The following is a 16,882-nucleotide window of genomic DNA, read 5'->3' as shown; positions in this document are numbered from 1 at the left end:
ATCCCCCATGAGCGCGGTTGGGCGGGAGGGGCCCGACGCCGGGCCCTTTCCCACGTCAGAGGGCGAAGTCCGCGGCCGTCGCGGCCGGGGCTCCCTTGATGCTGAACTTGAACTCGGGGGCCGCGTCGCCGCCGGTGTTGCCCGCCACCACGGTGTAGTCCCCGTCCGCCCGGTGCTCCTGGGTGACCAGCAACTCACCGACCCCGGTGAAGGCCGCCCCAGTCGCGAGCGTGAACGCCTGGTTCCCCGCCACGCCCTGGTTCGCGTCGATGCCGCTGAGGTCGACCTTGTCGCCGGGCTGGAAGCTCGCGATGGTGTCGCCGTTCGCCGCGGCGGCCGACTCGAAGCGGTAGGTGTCGGCCCCGCGGCCGCCATCCATCACGTTCACGGCGTCGCTGGCCGTGATCGTGTCATCGCCGGAGCCGGTCACGAGGTTCTCGATGCCCCAGAGGGTATCGGACCCGGATTGGCTGCTGGCGACGCTGCCTCGCCCGGCGAGCCCCGTGCCGAGGTCGGCCGCGATGTTGGCGGTGATGGCCGACATGTCGAGGGTGTCGGCGCCGGTGCCGCCCCCAACCTCGTCGCCCCAGTAGCTGTCGCCGCCATCCCCGACCTCGGCCACGAACAGGTCGTTGCCGTCGCCGCCGATCACCGTATCGTTGCCGGCCCCGGCCGTGACGAGGTCGTTGCCGGCCCCCGCGAGGATGCGGTCCGCGCCGGCGTCGCCGTAGACCATGTCGTCGCCGCTGCCCGCGAGGATGTCGTCGTCGCCGGCCCCGCCGAAGACCACGTCGCGGCCACCGCCGGCATCGACGAAGTCGTTCCCGTCACCGCCGCGGATCACGTCGGCCCCGTCGCCGGCAAGGATGTTGTCGTCCCCGGATAGGCCGAGGAGCGTATCGGCGCCGGGCGTCCCGGACAGGACATCATCGCCGGTCGTACCGGCCACCAGGCTTGCCGGAAGCTCGGCCGGGGGTGTGGTCGTCCCACCACCGGTGGTGCCCCCGGTCGCGCCTCCGCCCGACGAACCTCCCCCCGTCCCGGGAGCGGTGGTCCCGTCGTCCGAGTCGTCCCCGTCGTCCGAGCCGCCACTGCCCGTGGTGTCGTCGTCCCCGTCGTCGGAGCCGTCCCCGCCCGCGGTGCCGTCGTCTCCGTCGTCTCCGTCGTCTCCGTCGTCGATGGGCCCGGTGCCGTCGCCCTCCCCGTCAGCCGGCCCATCGCCTCCGGCGGTCCCGTCCTCGTCGCTGACGGCGAAGATGTCCTCCTGCAGGCTGGTCAGCCCGGTGTTGCGCGCGACGATGTCGGAGAAGTTCTGGCCATCGATGATGTTCTGATAGAAGTCGAAATTGTCGAACCGGTCGGTGTAGTAGAAGCGGTCTCCTTCCTGCAGGCGGTCGAACTGCTCATGGAGCACGACCCAGAAGGTCTGGCCCACGACGCCGCCGTTGATGTGCTGCTCGGCCAGGCCGCCGACCCAGAGGTCGACCCGGTCGATGCCATTCACGTATGCGGTGCCGTCCGGCCGCTGATGGATGGCGATGTCGGGGTTTGCGGCCACGAAGGCCGCGCGCATGTCGGCCGTCGCCAGGGCCAGGTCCGGGTAGGCAGCCTTGAACTGCGCGATGACCGTGTCGCTCAGTCCGTTCCGGGCCTGGAAGTCCTCCCAGGAAGCGTAGGGCGTCAGGTCGCCCGCGAAGCCTAGCGCCTCCCGAATGTAGGGATCCGTGGATGCCATGAGGTCGGCGCGAACCTGGTTCAGCGAGCCGAGGCCGACATCGCGGCCGCGGGCAACGTTGAAGGCGAACAGGTCGGCGTTGATCCGCACCAGGTCGTTGCGCACCGCGTCGACGATGTTGAAGTCGACTTCCTCGGCCGGTTGCGTCGCGACCCCGGCGAGGATGGCGTTGGCCCCGAGCTGGGCGTAACCCGGCTGCGGCACGTAGCCGGGCGGCAGGGGCGCCGTGAAGACGTCCGGGGCGTTCGAGGGGTTCAGGAAGGCATCGAAGAGCGCGACCTGCCGCGGCGCGCCGTCGGGGCCGATGACCGTCAGGGTCTCCCCGATCAGCGAATGGCCGACGCGGTAGACGGCGGAGGCGAACTCGTGGGAGATCCGGGCGTCGACGTCCGGGTTGTAGCCGCTGTGACCGTGCGTTCCGCTGCCCTTCATGCCGCCGATGAGCTGATCCGCGAACTCGTCGAAGATCACGCGCTGGTACTCAGCCTCGTTGATCATCTTGGCGGCCTGGAACACCTCCTCCGGCGTCCCCTGGAAGCCGGACTCCACGAGGTTCTCGACGTGGAAGTTGTGGTTGCGCGCCCAGATCGTGTGCATGGCGGTGAGCGACACGTTCTCGTTCGCCCGTCCATCGCCGGCCACGTAGTGGTCGAGCAGGCTGACGAAGGGGTTCGTGTCGAGCAGCAGCGCGTTGCCGCTCCCCATGAAGTTCGAGGCGAAGGCGCTCACCGCCTCGGGATCATACGCGCCGGCCGCATTGAACAGGGAGCCGGTCTTTGTCTCGGAGATGGGGAAATTCGAGAAGTAGGTGCGGAAGCTGATCGCTCCGCCCGGGAGCGAGGGGTCGTGGAAGATCGTGTCCGCGTCCCAATGGTGCTGGATGAGGGCGCGGAGGGTCGGGAGCAGGTTGAAGGCGGGATTGGAGGGATCGGGAGCACCCGCGAGAAGGTGCGCGCCGACGCCCTGGTTGCCGTCGCTCTCGCGCAGGAACTGGCCGACGAGTTCGTGCGAGCCGTAGGCCTGGTTCTGGTCGACGTAGGGTGAGGTCTTGTTGAGGTGCTGGGGCATCCCGTCCACGATGGACGAGACCTCGCCCCGTGTCAGGTCGGCCGGGTTGTTGGTTCCGGGCGCGCGCCCCGAGCCTGGCTGGTCGATCAGGACGGTTCCGTTGGCGGCGCTCTTCGGGAGGAAGTCGAGGCCGTGGTCGAAATACTGTCCGAACGCCATGAAGAAGATGTTCGAGCCGTTGGCCTGGTGCGGCAGGGCGGCCTCCTGGGTCCCCAGCACGTTGCTGATGGCGCGCGGATCGAGGCCGGCGTAGAGCGGATTGAGGGCGTTGTTGTTGGTTGCCGGGTCGAAGGCACCGTAATGGGCGTCGGTGAGCCGAATGAACGGCTGGTCCGCGGCACCGAATTCGGGATGGTCGAGGTTGTTGCCCGCTCCGGACAGGGTGCGGACACCGGTCGCCCCCTCCGTATCGTCGTCGCCCTCGACGGCGGGACGTCCCTGGATGAGGTTCTTGATGCCGGCGAGATCCGCCGCAGTCAGGGTGAACGCTCCGCCGCCGCCCGGCTGCTCCCCGCCCTGGACTGGTGTGGTGCCGAAGGCCGGCGTACCCGAGCTTGCGTAGGTGATGGTGTGAGACCCGTTGGTCAGGGTCGTCATGCCGTTCGCCTGGGTGGCCGTGTAGTCGGCACGCGTCGTGCCGGGGGCGAGTTCGATGACGTCCTGGGGCCGCAGCGTGCCGATGATGGTGTCGTGTCCGCCGTTCGACCGGAAGACGATGCGGTGGGCCGAGGTGAGCCCGGAGATGTCCACCGTATCGTCGCCGGCAGCGCCGTCGATGGTGATGGTGCTGAAGTTCAGGCTGGTCCCGGTGAAGTTGCCCGATACCGTGACGGTGTCGTTCCCGGCGGCACCCTGGTTCAGGCCGCCCCCATCGTTGGCGGTGACGTTGAGCGTGTTCACCTGGATCTCCTCGACGTTGTCGAGCTCGGCGACCACGGTCGTCGTCGTCCCCACGGTGCGGGTGATCACGATCTCGGTCGCGGCCCCGAAGGTCGTTCCGAGCGTGGCCGCGAGCGTGGCGTTCTGCCCACCGGTGAGCGCGTAGATGCCGAACGCTTCCGCCGCTGCGACCCCGTTCAGCACGTAGGTGTCGGTCCCGGCCCCTCCGTCGACGCGGTCGCGCCCGTCGACGCTGAGTTGTGTGATCCGGTCGTTGCCGGCACGGCCATTGATGATGTCGTTGCCGCCCCGACCATCCATCGTGTCGTTGGAGAACAGGAGGGCGTTGGCACCGTTGGCGATATCGTCGCCCGCCGTGCCGACGAAGTTCAGGCCGATGAGAGGGGCACCGGTAAAGTTGTCTCCCACGATGCCGGTCGGTGCGGAGAAGACTTCTTCTGGGTTGCCCTCGCCATCGGTGAAGCTGACACGGACCCTCAGGACTGCGCCGACTTGGGCCTGGGCGGGTGTGAATCCTTGACCCGTGGCACCCGCGATGGTGTTCCAGGTCACGCCGTCGGCGGCCAGGACCTGCCATTGGAAGGCGAAGGCGCCGAGGCCGTTGGCATCCGCGATGCCGACCGTTGAGACGCTGAGGGCCTGGCCCTCGGTCGGCGACACCAGCCCGTTCGTCGGCGTGGGGTCGACGATGGCCGGAACGCCGGTCGCCGCGGTGTTGACCCTGACGGCTTCGACGTTCTTCAGCTCCGCGATCACGACGCCACCGCGGACCACCACCGACTGTGTGTCGTCGCGGAAGGTCAGGGTCGGGAACTGCGCGCGCGCGGCAGCGAGCCCGAGCTGCTGGACCGGAAGCGCGCCGTCGAGGATCCGGAAGGTGTCGGTCCCTGCGCCGCCATCGACGAAGTCGCGTCCGTCCCCGGGGCGCCACGTCACGGAATCGTTCCCGCCGCCCGCGAAGACGAGGTCGTCCCCTGCGCCGCCTGCCAGCGTCTCCGACGCGACGGTACCCACCACGATGTCGGCCCCGGCCGTCTCGGCCGCCCCGATGGCATAGACGTCGGTGTCGCCGACCTGCAGGAACTCGACCTCGGTCAGCGTATCGCGGCCGTCGCCTTCCAAGCCGAGGTTGTCGGTGACGGTGATGACGGCCCCGGTGCGCTCGAAGGCGTAGGCCTCGACCGGGCCGGTCACGATGGCCGTATCCGTGCCCGCATCGCCGTCGATGGCATCGTTGCCGTGTCCGCCCAAGAGCTGGTCGTCGCCGGCCCCGCCCCGGAGCGTGTTGTCGCCGGTCCGGCCGATGAGGACGTCGTCGCCGTCGTTGCCTCGGAGGTCGTCGTCGCCGGCCCCTCCGTCGACCCGATCATTCCCGTCGCCGCCGTCGATGATGTCGTTGCCCACATCGCCTTCGATGTCGTCGTCGCCGGCAAGACCCAGGATGACGTTCGCAGCCGTCGAACCGGGAAGATCGTCGTCGCCGGCGGTGCCGACGAAGGCCGTCTCGACGGACAGCGTTTGCTGGGACTGCGTGACGCCCGGAAGCGTGCTCGTCCAGTTCGCGACGGCCCGGACCTCGACGTTCGGATTGGCCGGCGTGAAACGGTCGCCTGAAGGGCCTCCCAGCGCGTTGCCGACGAGACCGTCCCCGGGTCCGACGTTCCGCCAGGTGCCGTTGGCGTCGAGGACTTGCCACTGGACCGTCACCGGGCGCCCGGCGACGAGGCCGGTGAACACGGCGTCGAACCGGCCGATGTCTCCATCGGATGCGACGATGTTCAAGCGGTCGAAGGGTTGGTTGAGGATGAGCGCGACGGCGACCGGCCCGTCCGCGAACTGAAGGGCTTCGATGTTGCGCAGGGTGTCCGTGCCGTCATCGACCGCCGGATCGCTCAGGGTCACGTGCCGGACCGTGAGCGTCCCCGCTTCCGCACCGGTGCCGCGGGTGATGCTGTAATTGGCCCGCGCATCGCTGAACACGGCCGTATCGACATCGGACGCGTTCGCGTCAGGCGACACGATCTCCCGCACGATGTGCATCTGGTCCGGCCGGACGTCCCGCGAGAGCAGGAGCTCGAACAGCGACTTGCCCACCCACGACGCCGGCAGGCCGTCGGTGGTGACCTGGCCCTGGGTGAAGGTGTGGCGCAGGCTGTCGACGGAGGTCAGCTGGTTGGCCTGGGTGTTGGAGGCGGACTCGATGGCCGGGGTCGAGGAATCGTCCGGCCGGGTGATGCGGATGCGGACGTTGAGCCAACGGTCGCCGTCCAGGATGTCGTTGCCGCCATTGCCCTGGAGGACGTCGCTTCCCGCGCCGCCGAGCAGGATGTTGCCGGCCTCGAAGAGCCCGTTCGAGCCGAGCGAGACGATCCGGTTCAATCCGTCGATGCGGGCGAGGCCGTCCGCGTCGAGACCGTCGTTGAAGAACACGCCCTCGTTGGCGCCCACGGTCGCGGCACCGGGTTCCTCCGCAAGCCCGTCAGCGGCGGTCCGGTCGTCGCCGATCAACGTGTCGTTGTTCTTCCACCCCGACAGGGCCTCGACCTTGTCGAAGCGGTTGCGCAGGATGTCGGCTTCCTCGGTCGTGAAGATCGGGATGCGCATGTCGGCGTGGGCGTCGCGGGCGTTGCCCTTGAAGATGGCCCAATCGAAGCCGAACATGCCCTCGTTGCGCATGACGCTCTCGCCCTGCACCATGATGTCGTCGCCGGACTCGCCGTCGAAGTCGTGTTCGTCGCCGCCGGCGAACATCACGTCGTGGCCCTTGATGGCGGAGTTGAAGAACAGCTCCGAGTTGTCGCCGGCCGTGGTGTCGAAGCCGCCGCCGGCCTCCAGCCAGTCGTCGCCCTCGTTGCCCATCAGCAGGTCGGCGCCGTCGCCGCCGATGACGAAATCGTCGCCGTCACCGGAGAACACCTCCGTGGAGTCCACGCCCACGAAGACCACGTCCTTGCCCGTGCCTCCGATCAGGATGTCGATGCCGTTCGAGTTGGCAATGACGTCGTTGCCGCCTTCGCCCTTGAGGAAGTCGCCGCTGTCGCCGGAATCGGTGATGATGTCGTCGCCGTCGCCCCCGTTGACGAGGTCGACGCCGGCACCGGACTCGATCCGGTCGTTGCCGGCATCGCCCCAGATCCCGTCGTCGCCGAAATCGGTGACGATGGTGTCGTTGCCGTTGGTGCCGCCGACGAGGACGTGCTCGCCGCCGGTGAAGCGGAGATAGTTGGCCTCGACGGCCGCGCTTCCGGGATCGTCCCGCATGACCTTGCCGAGGCCCATCGCCTCCAGGATGGCATCGGCTCCGGTCGGGTCGACACCGGGGGCGGATCCGTTCTGGTCGGATTGGTTGGCGGCGTTGACCTCAAGCTCGAAGTCGTAATCCGCGAAGGCGTCGACGCCGATGTGGCGCGGGACGATGTCGTCCCCGGTGCCGCGGATGCCGTCCGGTCCGGGCTCCGCCAGGTTCGTGTTGGCCATCATCAGCTTGGAGAAGGAGTTCTGCTCCAACTCGACCAGGAAGTTCTGCCCCTGGGTGCGGGTGAGATAGTAGAAGCGGTCCGCGTCCTGCAGGTTCTCCATCTGCGCCTCGAACACGGCGTTGAAGGTCGAACCGAGAAGGCCACCGAAGGGCATCTGCTTCTCCGCGAGGCCGCCGATCCAGAGGTCGACCGCGTTGTAGCCGGTTTCCCGGCCCGCCCAGGTCCCCCGGGAATTCAGGTAGTCGAGGCGGTCCTCCGGAGCCCCCACCCCACCCAGGACGAGCGCTAGGGCCGCGTCGCGCTTGCCGTCGAGGGTCGTCGCCGCAACCACGGACGGATGTGTCCCATAGGCCGCCACGAAGTTCACGACCGACATCGCGTTCTTGAGATTGCCGGCCATGTCCGCCCAACTGGTATAGGGCGTCAGGAAGGTCGAGCCGGTGGCCGCGAAGAGCTGCGCGCGCGCCTCGTTCAGGGTGGGCGTCCCGGTCTCGCGACCGCGGGCGATGTTGAGGGCGGCGAGGTCGAGGGGCAATCCGAGCAGGTTGTTGCGCAGGGCGTCGACCACGAATTCGTCGATCTCGCTGCCACGCTCGACCGTCATGCCCCGGATGATGGCGGCCGCGGCCTCGTCGTGGCTCAGCCTTGGTGTGCCCGTGGGCGCGAGGTCGCCGGGGCTGTCAAACAGCACGGGGTTGAGGAAGGCCTCGATCAGCCCGAGGCCATCGTCGAGGGCAGCCCCGTCCACCCCGACGCGCGGCAGGTTTTCCGTGAGCATCGAGTGTCCGAAGCGGTAGACCGTATTGGCGAACTCCGCGAAGATGGCCGGGTTGATCTCCGTCACCGCGTTGAACACGAACGGGTCGATCTGGGGCTGCACCTTCCGGGCGAACTCCTCGAAGACGAGGTGCTGGTACTGCATCTCGGTGGCGAAGCGTCCGGCCTGGAACAGGCGCTCGCCGTCCCAATCGAGGCCGTTCGCAATCGTGGTCTGCTCCAGGGCCGAAAGCTGGGCGAAGCCCGCGGGTAACCCCGCGATGTCCGTCTCCAGCCACGCGTTGATGAAGGCGAGGTCGCCCGAGCGCAGGATGGTCAGCTTGTGGGCCTCGACCTGTCGGTTGTGCTCGGAATGGAAGATGTGGTGGACGGCGGTGAGGCCGATGTTCTCGTTCCCGCGTCCGTCGCCGGTGATGAAGTGCCGGTCGAGGAGCTCGTTGTCGTAAGCCAGATTGCGCCCCTGCGCGGTCAGGCCCGTCGTGGAACCGTCCGCGTTGGCGAAGCCCAGGGCGGTGTCTCCGTCCTGGGGAAGCGCGATCCCCCGCGAGGTGGTCGGCACGGCGTCGTTGGCGATGTCGTCGAGGAAGGCGTTGAAGGTGCGGGCGGCCGCGACCGTTTCGCCCGCCTCGATGGTGTTCTGGGTGCCGTTGGGGCCCGCGAGGACCGTGCCGACCGGCAACTGGATGGCGGAGAGGGAGAGCGGCGCCGCGAGGGTGCCGCTGGCATAGACCGGCTGCCCTCCGGGCGTGATCCCGACCATGACCTGGGGCATGCCGTCGGCGCCGGGGATGAAGGCGCCGTAGGGGTCTGTGAGCAATTGGGGGACCGCCGAGACGTCGGCATCGACGAGGTTGATGCCGAGCATCGTCCGCGCCTGTTCCTTGACGTCGGCCCAGGTCGCGAGCCCGCCGTTCACGCCGCCGAGGAGGAGCCCGGTCGCGACGGGCTTCCCGTCGACCAGCGCGTACTCACGCAGGAAGACCTGGTGGGAGGCGTTGGAGGTGTAGGTCTGGTTCTGGTCGACGAAGGGCGTCGTGACGTTGCGCTGCGAGCCCTCGACGGGGGTCGAACGGGTCAGCACCATGAATTGGGTCTGCGCGGTCACCTCGTCGCCCGTGCCGGGCATTCCGTCGGGGCCCTGGGTGACGAGCGGGTCGTCCGCGGTGAGCGGGATGTAGACCGTGCCGTTGCCGCCCTTGGTGATCAGGTCGAGCCCGTGGTCGAAGAACTGCCCGAAGAACGTCATCCAGGCATTGAAGGGCTTGGACAGGCCCTCGTCCGGAGCGACGTTGAGGACATCGATGGAGCCGTTCGTGACGGTGACGCCCGTCCGCTGGAGAATGGTATCCAGCGCGGATTGCAGCTCTGCATGCTCGCCGGCGGGATCCGCCCCTTGCGCCGTCCGCAGAGCCTCGTAGGCCGCCGTGATGAGTCGCTGGTCGCCGAGGATGTCCGTGGAGCCCGCGAGCCTGAGCGCGGCCGCGATGGCCGCCGGATTGTTGAGCGAGGCGTCGACGACAAGGTTGGAGATGATGCGTGGGTCGGCGTCGGCGACGCTGCCACCGGTGCCGTAGTCGGTGCTGGTGACCGCCGGTGCCGGTCCGGGGCCGTCCGGGTCGAAGGCGTCGCCGTCCTGATCGTTCACGAAGCTTTTGTCGAGAAGCTGGGGCATGGGCTGGCCGGACGAGCCCCAGGTCTCGCGGCCGGGCACGATGTTGTTGAAGGTCCCGTCCACCGTGCGGAGCCCGTAGGGCACGTGCGGATCGGGGATGGCGCGCGGTGCGTCGGCCGCACCCAGCCAGAGGCCATCCGGGTTGTAGAGGCTGCGATCCGTCAGGATGTCGCCGGTGGCGGGGTCGACCCTGAGTTCCGTCAGGTCGATGCCGCTGGCGTGGGCCTCGGCGATCCTGATCTGCCTCAGGATGAAGGTCAGATCCTGCTGATTGAGATGAACCGCCATGACACCCTCCGCACGACATGGGCGGCGATGGCCGGCCCTGATCGGATGCGAGGAGTTCCCTTGTTTTCCGGGACGCCTCCTCCACTTCCGCGAAGGTTCCATGCCTGTGACCCTGCCGGAAGAGTTAAAAAACCCTTAAGGACATAGGAAATTTCCTCGCGTGTGGGTTTTTCCTACAGGATGCAACTTCGCGGGTACTGCTTCAGAGTTATCTTTTCCTCTTTTGTGCTTTGGTGGTCGACTTGCGTACTGCATTCGAGTCCCGTGGCACGTCAGAGAGCCCATAAAAAATCCGCGGCAATAGGGTTTGGTGCTCAGTCTATTTTTACCGACGTAACGAGGTCGAACCCCGATCCATGGAGCGATTCGTGAGCTTCGTGCCGCGGACGTGCCATCGGTCGAAACGAAGGGCGGCGGGACCCTACGGGAGTTCGTCGACCTCGGTTTCGACAGCCTGGTCTTCAAAGGACGCGGCCATCGCCTTGGCGGGGCTCCCTGCGTAAACAACCGTCTTGGATGGGCGCCCGAGTGCGTGGGCGGTCGGTCCGGTGCTGTCCTTCGAACAGGAAAGATCCTGCGATGGATTCCCGACCCGCGGGCGAAGCCGTCGGCAACGAGGAGCAGGCGTGTCCAGGATCAAAATCCCCGGTGGCCGTGAACAATGGCTCCTGGTGGGCCTGTTGGCCGTGCTCCTCCTTGTTACTCTGGCCACATATCACCTGACGCGGCCGACGACGCTGACCGTCGCGGTTGCCCCGAAAGGCGGAAGCGAGCCAGCCTTGCTGCAGGCCTACGCGGACGAGTTGGCCCGAAGAAAGCTCGGGATTCGGCTGAAGGTCATCGCCTTCGACGGCGTTCGCGAGAGCGCCGAGGCTCTGAAGGCCGGTAAGGCCGACCTTGCCGTGGTCCGGCCCGACGTCGCGTTGCCTGGGAACGCCCTGACGCTTGCCGTCCTGCGCGAACTCTCGGCCTTCGTCGCGGCGCCCTCCAACGCGGGCATCAAGGGCTTCTCGGACCTGGCCGGCAAGCGCCTCGGCATGCTCGCGAGCCGCACCGCCGACCGAACCCTCGTCGGCACGCTCGTGGCCCACCACGACCTGGAACTCCTGACGGAGCCACAGACCGGGGCCCTCCCGAAGAAGGCCGTGGCGCTCGTGCCCCTGGAGGAAGCCGACGTCGGCCCTGCCCTGCGCGAGCATCGGATCGACGCGCTGGTGATGGTCACGACACCCACCTCGCCCATCGCCAGGCGGCTTGTCGCGTTCGTCAAGGACGAGAGCGAGGACGACGAGATCGCCCTGTTCGGGGTGCCGGATTCTACGGCCGTCCTGGCGCGCTGGCCACGTCTTCAAGCGGTCACGCTCCCGGCGGCTCTGTTCGGCGGCAATCCCCGGCTCCCCGCCGAGGACGTGGTCACCGTCGGCTCGTCCTATCGGCTCGTGGCCCGGGCCGACCTGTCGCGCAGTCTCGCCGCCGAGGTGACCCAGCATTTGTTCGAGATGCGCAGCGCGCTGGCCGACACTGTGTCGGCGGCCAACGCCATCGACAATCCCGCCTACGAGGACACGGCCGACGCCACCAGCGCGCACCTCCCCATCCATCCCGGGGCGATCGACTATTACGAGCGGGAGCAGGAGACCTTCATCGAGCGCTACGAGAGCTGGATCTACCTCGTGGCCATCCTGGCCGGCGGCGTCGGCTCAACGGTAGCCTGGCTTCGCCAGCGTCTGGGCCGCATCCGGCGGGAGCGGATCGAGGTGGCGACGAGCCGCCTGCTCGAACTGCGTGGGGCGGCGCGGCAGGAGACCGACCGCGCGCGTCTGGAGGCCATGGCGGCCGAGGTGGATGATCTGGCCGCGAGCATCGCCCGACAGGCCCTCAATCGACCGACCGAGCTTCGGATGCTCGGGGCGGCCAACGTGGCCATCGACGCCACGCGTTCGACAGTCAGGCGTGCGATGGTGAGCCGACCCGATTGAAGGGGGCCGCCCTTTGGTATGGCTTTTGAGCCTGTTCGGAGTTGACTTGGTTTGTGGTCCAGAACCCATGCAAGTTCTCGGGCCGTGACAGCGTGGTTGGCGAAGGCTCGGGGCGTCAAGCCACCCAGGGCCGTGTGGGGTCAATCTTCATTGTCGTGGCACCTCCATTCCTCAATGCGCTCATGAGCATCCGCCAGCGATAGGAACCAAGAGGTGATCCTCTCTCGGTTTCACGGACACCTCCGATACGCTCGTTACGGGCGGGGAAGGTGTTTGATGGCGAAGACGAGACAGCGAGTTCAAACGCGAGGCGGTGGCCCTGCTGGACAGCAGCGGCCGGCCGCTGATGCAGACCGCGGCCGAACGCGGGATCCAACCCTCGATGCTGAGACAGTGCCGAAGGGCGCTGATCGGAGCCTCTTCCCCACCACGGGCAGCAGGATCACCAGGAGCCACGGCTGCGGGCCCGGTGACTTCCCCTCCCATCAGGCAGCCAGTACGCCGCCGAGGCCTACCGAACGCAGTTCGCCGACATGACGGCGACGCCCTCCATGAGCCGGACGGGCTGCTGCGTCGACAACGCCCCGATGGAGAGTTTCTTCCACACCCTTAAGGTCGAACTCGTCCATCAACGACGATGGGCGACCCGAGATGAGGTCCGAGGCGACTTGTTCGTCGACAGCGAGGGCTATGACATCGGCAGCGCATCCGCGCGGCACTCGGTGACATCACGCCCGAGCAGGTCGAACGGAATGCGGGCCAATCCCGTGTCCGTGAGGTCGGGGGAGGATCGCACCGACAGCTCGCTTTCAGCCGTTCCGCACTCAGACGCCCACTATGTGTGCTGAACGCGCACGGCGAGGCGCAGGAAGCTCACGGCACTCGCGACCCCGGCGAAGGCGCCGCCGAGTCCGAGCGCCAGCGCCGGCCCGCGCGCGTCCGCGATGGCGAAGCATGCCGCCACAAGGGCCGCCCCCGTCGTCTGGCCGAGGAGGCGTGCGGTGGCCACGATCCCGCTCGCGCCTCCGGAACGCGTGGGCGGGGCGCTCGTCATGATCGCGCGCAGGTTCGGCGCCTGAAAGAAGCCGAAGCCTGCGCCGCAGATCGCCATGCGCCAGGTGATGTCGAAAACGCTCGGATCCGCCGGCAGTGCTGCCAGGAGCGCCATGCCCAAAGCCAGGACGGCGAGCCCGATCCCGCCGAGCAGGCCAGGAGGATAGCGGTCGGACAGGCGACCCGCGAGGGGCGCCATCAACGCGACCACCACCGGCCACGGCGTCATCAGGAAGCCGGTCTCGACCTGCGAGCGGCCGAGCGCGTGCTGGAACAGGAACGGCAGGGAGACGAAAGCGAGGCCTTGGGCCGCGAAGGAGCAGACTGAGGTCAACGCGGACAGCGCGAAGAGCGGACGCTTCAGAAGGTCGGCTGCGAGCATCGGGGCGGGATGTCCGGCCTGTCGGCGCAGAAGCAGCGTGCCGCAGGCGAGCGCGCCGGCGAACTCCGCCAGGATGCGCCAGACCGGTCCCTCGTGGGCTGCATCCCCGAGTCCCAGGACGAGCAGAGCGAAGGCCACGGCGTTGAGGATGGCGCCGGCTCCGTCGAAGCTGTGGCCGGAGCGACCGGTTTCCGTCAGCGCTGTCCAGGCGAGGGCGAGGGCAGCGAGGCCGATCGGTACGTTGACGGCGAACAGCCACGGCCAGGGCGCGGCGACCAGGATCAGGGAAGCCACGGTCGGTCCCACGGCGAAGCCGACGCCGACGACGAAGGCATTGAGCCCGACCCCGCGCCCGAGCTGAGCGGCCGGATAGATAAAGCGGATCAGCGCGATGTTGACCGCCATCAGGGCGCTCGCGCCGACGCCCTGCAGCACACGCGCAGCCACCAGCGTCGGCAGGGACCAGGCAAGCGCGCAGACCAGGGAGGCGAGCGTGAAGAGGACGAGGCCACCGAGGTAGATCTTTCGCTGGCCGACGATCTCGCCCAGCGCCGCGATCGGCAGCAGCGTCGCCACCACGGCGAGCTGGTAGGCGTTGACGATCCAGATGGACGCGCCCGGATCGACACCGAGGTCGGCGGCGATGGTCGGCAAGGCTGTGTTGGCGATCGCGGTATCGAGGGTTGCGAGGGCGACGCCCATCAGCACTGCGATCATCGCGCGCCCGCGCTGGCCCGGCGGCAAGCCGTCGCGCGGCGGCACGTCCGGCGTGAGGATTGGCGTTGGCATCGGAAGACAATCTCGCAGAGAGGCGGGTCTGAATGCGTGCGCTGCAGGCCGATGGCAATCCCAGTTTGTGGCTGGGCTTCACAACAACACTCCGGATGTTATGCCGGTGATCGGACAGGCACCGTCGCTGCGCGCGGCCTGAAGCTTCCGAATTGAGCTTGACTGAGACGGTGGTGAGCAGCCCTTCCACCGGTTGCCTGAGCAGGTTTCGTAGCGCTCAAACACCGAACCTTCGCTCGCGAGGACGGTCCGGACCGGATTGTCCGGCGAGGTTGGGACGGGACCCATTTGTCCGTTCCACGACCGCTTCGGCTGGAGTTCTGCCCGTCCGCTCCTGGACAGAGAATGAAGCGAACAGCCATTCTCATTCGGCAAGCTTTGACCTTCCGATGGCGCCCGTCAGACGTTGATCGCGTTCACCTCCCGAAGCCGACAGCACGCGGACGGCTTAGATGCCGGCATACCAAGCGTAGCCCTGGTCTTCCCAGTAGCCGCCCTTGCCCTCGCCAAAATGGGCGAAGCTCTCGACCACCTCGATACGCATCACGTACTTGGCCTGTTTGTAGCCGAGATTGCGTTCGACCCGCAGGCGCAGCGGTGCGCCGTTGGACACCGGTAGCGCCTGCCCGTTCATGTTGTAGGCGAGGATCGTCTGCGGGTGGAACGCGTCCACGAGTTCGATGCTCTCGTAGTACCGGACCGGCGATCCGGCGCTGGCCGCAGACTCGTCCGACGCCTGCTGGCCGCCGGAATCCTTTCTGCTCTCGCGGCCGCCCGACTGCTTGGTCATGGCCGGGTTGGCGTTGCCCGCGGGCGCCGCCTCGTCCGTCTCCGCGTCGTCGCCCCCACCTTCGAGCGGATTGCCCTGGTCCATGGTGTCGGCGCAGTGGAACACCACGTAGCGTGCCTCCGGCTTGAGCTTGGCCCGGATCAGGAGGTCAGCGAGCGGCACCCCGGTCCACTTGCCAATGGCGCTCCAGCCCTCGACGCAATCGTGCCGCGTGATCTGAGTGCGGGCGGGAAGCGTGCGGAGGTCCGCCAGGGACAGCCGGAAGGGTGCCTCCACGAGACCGCCGACCTCCAGGTGGTACTTGGCGAACTTGCTCGTCGCCAGGGCCTTGTACGCCCTGTCCGGCGGATCCTCGGTGCCGTTCGGCTTGAACCACGGGGAGATGTCGGCCTCGGCATATTCCGGTGCCAGCGCTTGGTCGGTGAGGAGCAGGCGTTGGACGAACAGGTTGGCATCCTCGCCGGTCTTGAGCATGCGCTGGAACCACGCCGCGTTGCCGAGGCGGTCGCATCCGCCGAGCATGGCCGCAGCGGCCGTCGCGGACGCCCCCGTCAGGAGGGTGCGTCGGCTGGGAAAAGGGCTCATGCCCGACGCTCCTCCGGGGCGCCGGTCGGTTCGATTTGGCGCTCGATGACGAACCAACCGGTGAGCATGCCGCGCATGTTGTTCCAGAAGCCCGAGAGCAGGACCAGGGCGACGTGCATGACGACGAACAGGACCAGCAGTGCCGCCACGACGAAGTGCACCGTGCGGGCCGATTGGCGCCCGTCGAACACCGTCAGCAGGAACGGGAAGGCCGCGTTCATCGCCGGCGACATCGCGAGGCCGGCCAGGACCTGCACCGGCAGGAGCACGAACAGAACGACGAGATAGGTGAGCTTCTGAATGACGTTGTAGCGCTTGGCCTCGTTCCCTTGCGGGAAGCGCAATGTCAGGTGCTCCCACACCGACGCGCCGAAGTGCCGAACCTGATCGCGCGACGGGATCAGGCGGAATCGAAGCTGTCCGCTGACCAGCCCGTAGAGCAGATAGGCGAGGCCGTTCAGGACGAAGGCCCAGGCGAAGAAGAAATGCCAGCTTCGGCCGCCCGTCAGATCCTGGTCGCTCGGCAAGGTCGCCCAGGCGGGAAATCCACGGTCGGCCGGCTCGCCGTTGGAGCCCGTCGATGAGCCGAGCCAGCCCGTCGTTTCGAAGCCTTGTCCGAAGACCGTCGTCACCCCTTTGGGCGGATCGTCCTCCGTCGACGCCATTGCCATCAGCGGTGTGTCGAAGGTCGAGACGTTGCCCCAGTACAGGGCCGGGTGAGCGTTGAAGATCTGCAAGCCGCTCATGAGCAGGACCAGGAGGCACACCGCATTGACCCAATGCGTGATGCGGATGGCTACGGGATGCCTGAACATCCATCGGCGACGCTCGACCTCACAGATCTCGGGCGTAGAGCGGATCGGGTCAGTGCGCGCCAAATGGTCTTCCTCGAAGTCGTCGCCGTCAGGGTGGAGGCCCCTGCGTCGGGACCTCCGGAAGCGTCAACGGCTTGAAATCACATGCCGCGGTTCATCATGCGCTTCTTCATCATGCGGCGCTTCATCATCTGCTTCCGCATCATGCGCTTCTTCATCATCATCCGCTCACTGCGGTCCATGCGGACCTGGGTGACGCCGCTCTCGGACTGAAGGCCGTTGACGGACATCGGGGCGGCCATGGCCGAACCGGCGGCGAGGGCGATGCCGCCGAGGGCGGTCAAGGCGGTCAGCGCAAGCGTGAACTTCTTCATGTGGAATCTCCTGTAGAGGTGAACATCATATCCAACCCACAGGGCAACAGTATGATTATGTCGTTGTTCCTCGAAAAATAAAGAATTACTTTTATATATGTCTGTCGTCAGATGATTTGGGACATTCAGCGGTGTTCAGGAGCGGAGGCTCTGGTCCATCTGGGGTAAGAGGTTAGGCAGCCTGCGCGTGATGGCG

Annotated in this window: 6 protein-coding genes and 2 pseudogenes; 2 read left to right on the top strand and 6 right to left on the bottom strand. The window is 67.4% G+C overall.

Annotated features, from left to right (window positions below; all coding sequences use genetic code 11):
• Window positions 1–55: 55 nt before the first annotated feature.
• Entirely contained in the window at window positions 56–9,919 is a 9,864-nt protein-coding gene (locus tag ASG51_RS11450; protein ID WP_056380941.1) for a peroxidase family protein, read from the bottom strand.
• 626 nt (window positions 9,920–10,545) lie between these two features.
• On the opposite strand from ASG51_RS11450, the gene ASG51_RS11445 reads away from it, so the two are divergent.
• Window positions 10,546–11,898, top strand: a complete 1,353-nt coding sequence (locus ASG51_RS11445; protein WP_056216468.1) for a TAXI family TRAP transporter solute-binding subunit — start codon at window positions 10,546–10,548, stop codon at window positions 11,896–11,898.
• Window positions 11,899–11,966: 68 nt separating this feature from the next.
• Here the strand turns inward: ASG51_RS11445 and ASG51_RS24110 are convergent.
• Window positions 11,967–12,110: pseudogene (locus ASG51_RS24110) on the bottom strand (integrase core domain-containing protein); the annotation flags it as partial.
• 276 nt (window positions 12,111–12,386) lie between these two features.
• On the opposite strand from ASG51_RS24110, the pseudogene ASG51_RS23390 reads away from it, so the two are divergent.
• Window positions 12,387–12,655: pseudogene (locus ASG51_RS23390) on the top strand (IS3 family transposase); the annotation flags it as partial.
• Window positions 12,656–12,733: 78 nt separating this feature from the next.
• On the opposite strand, the gene ASG51_RS11440 reads toward ASG51_RS23390, so the two are convergent.
• The 4 genes from ASG51_RS11440 to ASG51_RS11425 form a co-directional block, all read right to left on the bottom strand.
• A complete protein-coding gene (locus ASG51_RS11440) occupies window positions 12,734–14,122 on the bottom strand; it encodes an MFS transporter (protein ID WP_082501204.1) in 1,389 nt (462 codons plus the stop codon).
• Window positions 14,123–14,570: 448 nt separating this feature from the next.
• On the bottom strand, window positions 14,571–15,497 hold the full coding sequence (locus tag ASG51_RS11435; RefSeq protein ID WP_056380939.1) for a molybdopterin-dependent oxidoreductase: 927 nt from the start codon (window positions 15,495–15,497) through the stop codon (window positions 14,571–14,573).
• Complete coding sequence (locus tag ASG51_RS11430; RefSeq protein ID WP_056216464.1) at window positions 15,494–16,312, bottom strand: cytochrome b/b6 domain-containing protein; 819 nt, start codon at window positions 16,310–16,312, stop codon at window positions 15,494–15,496. Before ASG51_RS11430 ends, ASG51_RS11435 begins: the two co-directional genes overlap by 4 nt.
• Before the next feature lie 140 nt (window positions 16,313–16,452).
• Entirely contained in the window at window positions 16,453–16,686 is a 234-nt protein-coding gene (locus ASG51_RS11425; protein WP_056216462.1) for a hypothetical protein, read from the bottom strand.
• Window positions 16,687–16,882 lie beyond the last annotated feature (196 nt).

It is taken from the genome of Methylobacterium sp. Leaf465, from assembly GCF_001424705.1.
In the GTDB taxonomy this organism is placed as follows: domain Bacteria; phylum Pseudomonadota; class Alphaproteobacteria; order Rhizobiales; family Beijerinckiaceae; genus Methylobacterium.
The sequence above is the reverse complement of the archived record's forward strand: the minus strand, read 5'-3'. Positions and strand labels throughout refer to the sequence as shown.

What these genes read in the sequence shown, in the direction of transcription:
- ASG51_RS11430 (WP_056216464.1), bottom strand. Translation starts at nt 16,312, where the DNA reads ATGTTCAGGCATCCCGTAGCCATCCGCATCACGCATTGGGTCAATGCG.
- ASG51_RS11435 (WP_056380939.1), bottom strand. Translation starts at nt 15,497, where the DNA reads ATGAGCCCTTTTCCCAGCCGACGCACCCTCCTGACGGGGGCGTCCGCG.
- ASG51_RS11440 (WP_082501204.1), bottom strand. Translation starts at nt 14,122, where the DNA reads ATGCCAACGCCAATCCTCACGCCGGACGTGCCGCCGCGCGACGGCTTG.
- ASG51_RS11425 (WP_056216462.1), bottom strand. Translation starts at nt 16,686, where the DNA reads ATGAAGAAGTTCACGCTTGCGCTGACCGCCTTGACCGCCCTCGGCGGC.
- ASG51_RS11450 (WP_056380941.1), bottom strand. Translation starts at nt 9,919, where the DNA reads ATGGCGGTTCATCTCAATCAGCAGGATCTGACCTTCATCCTGAGGCAG.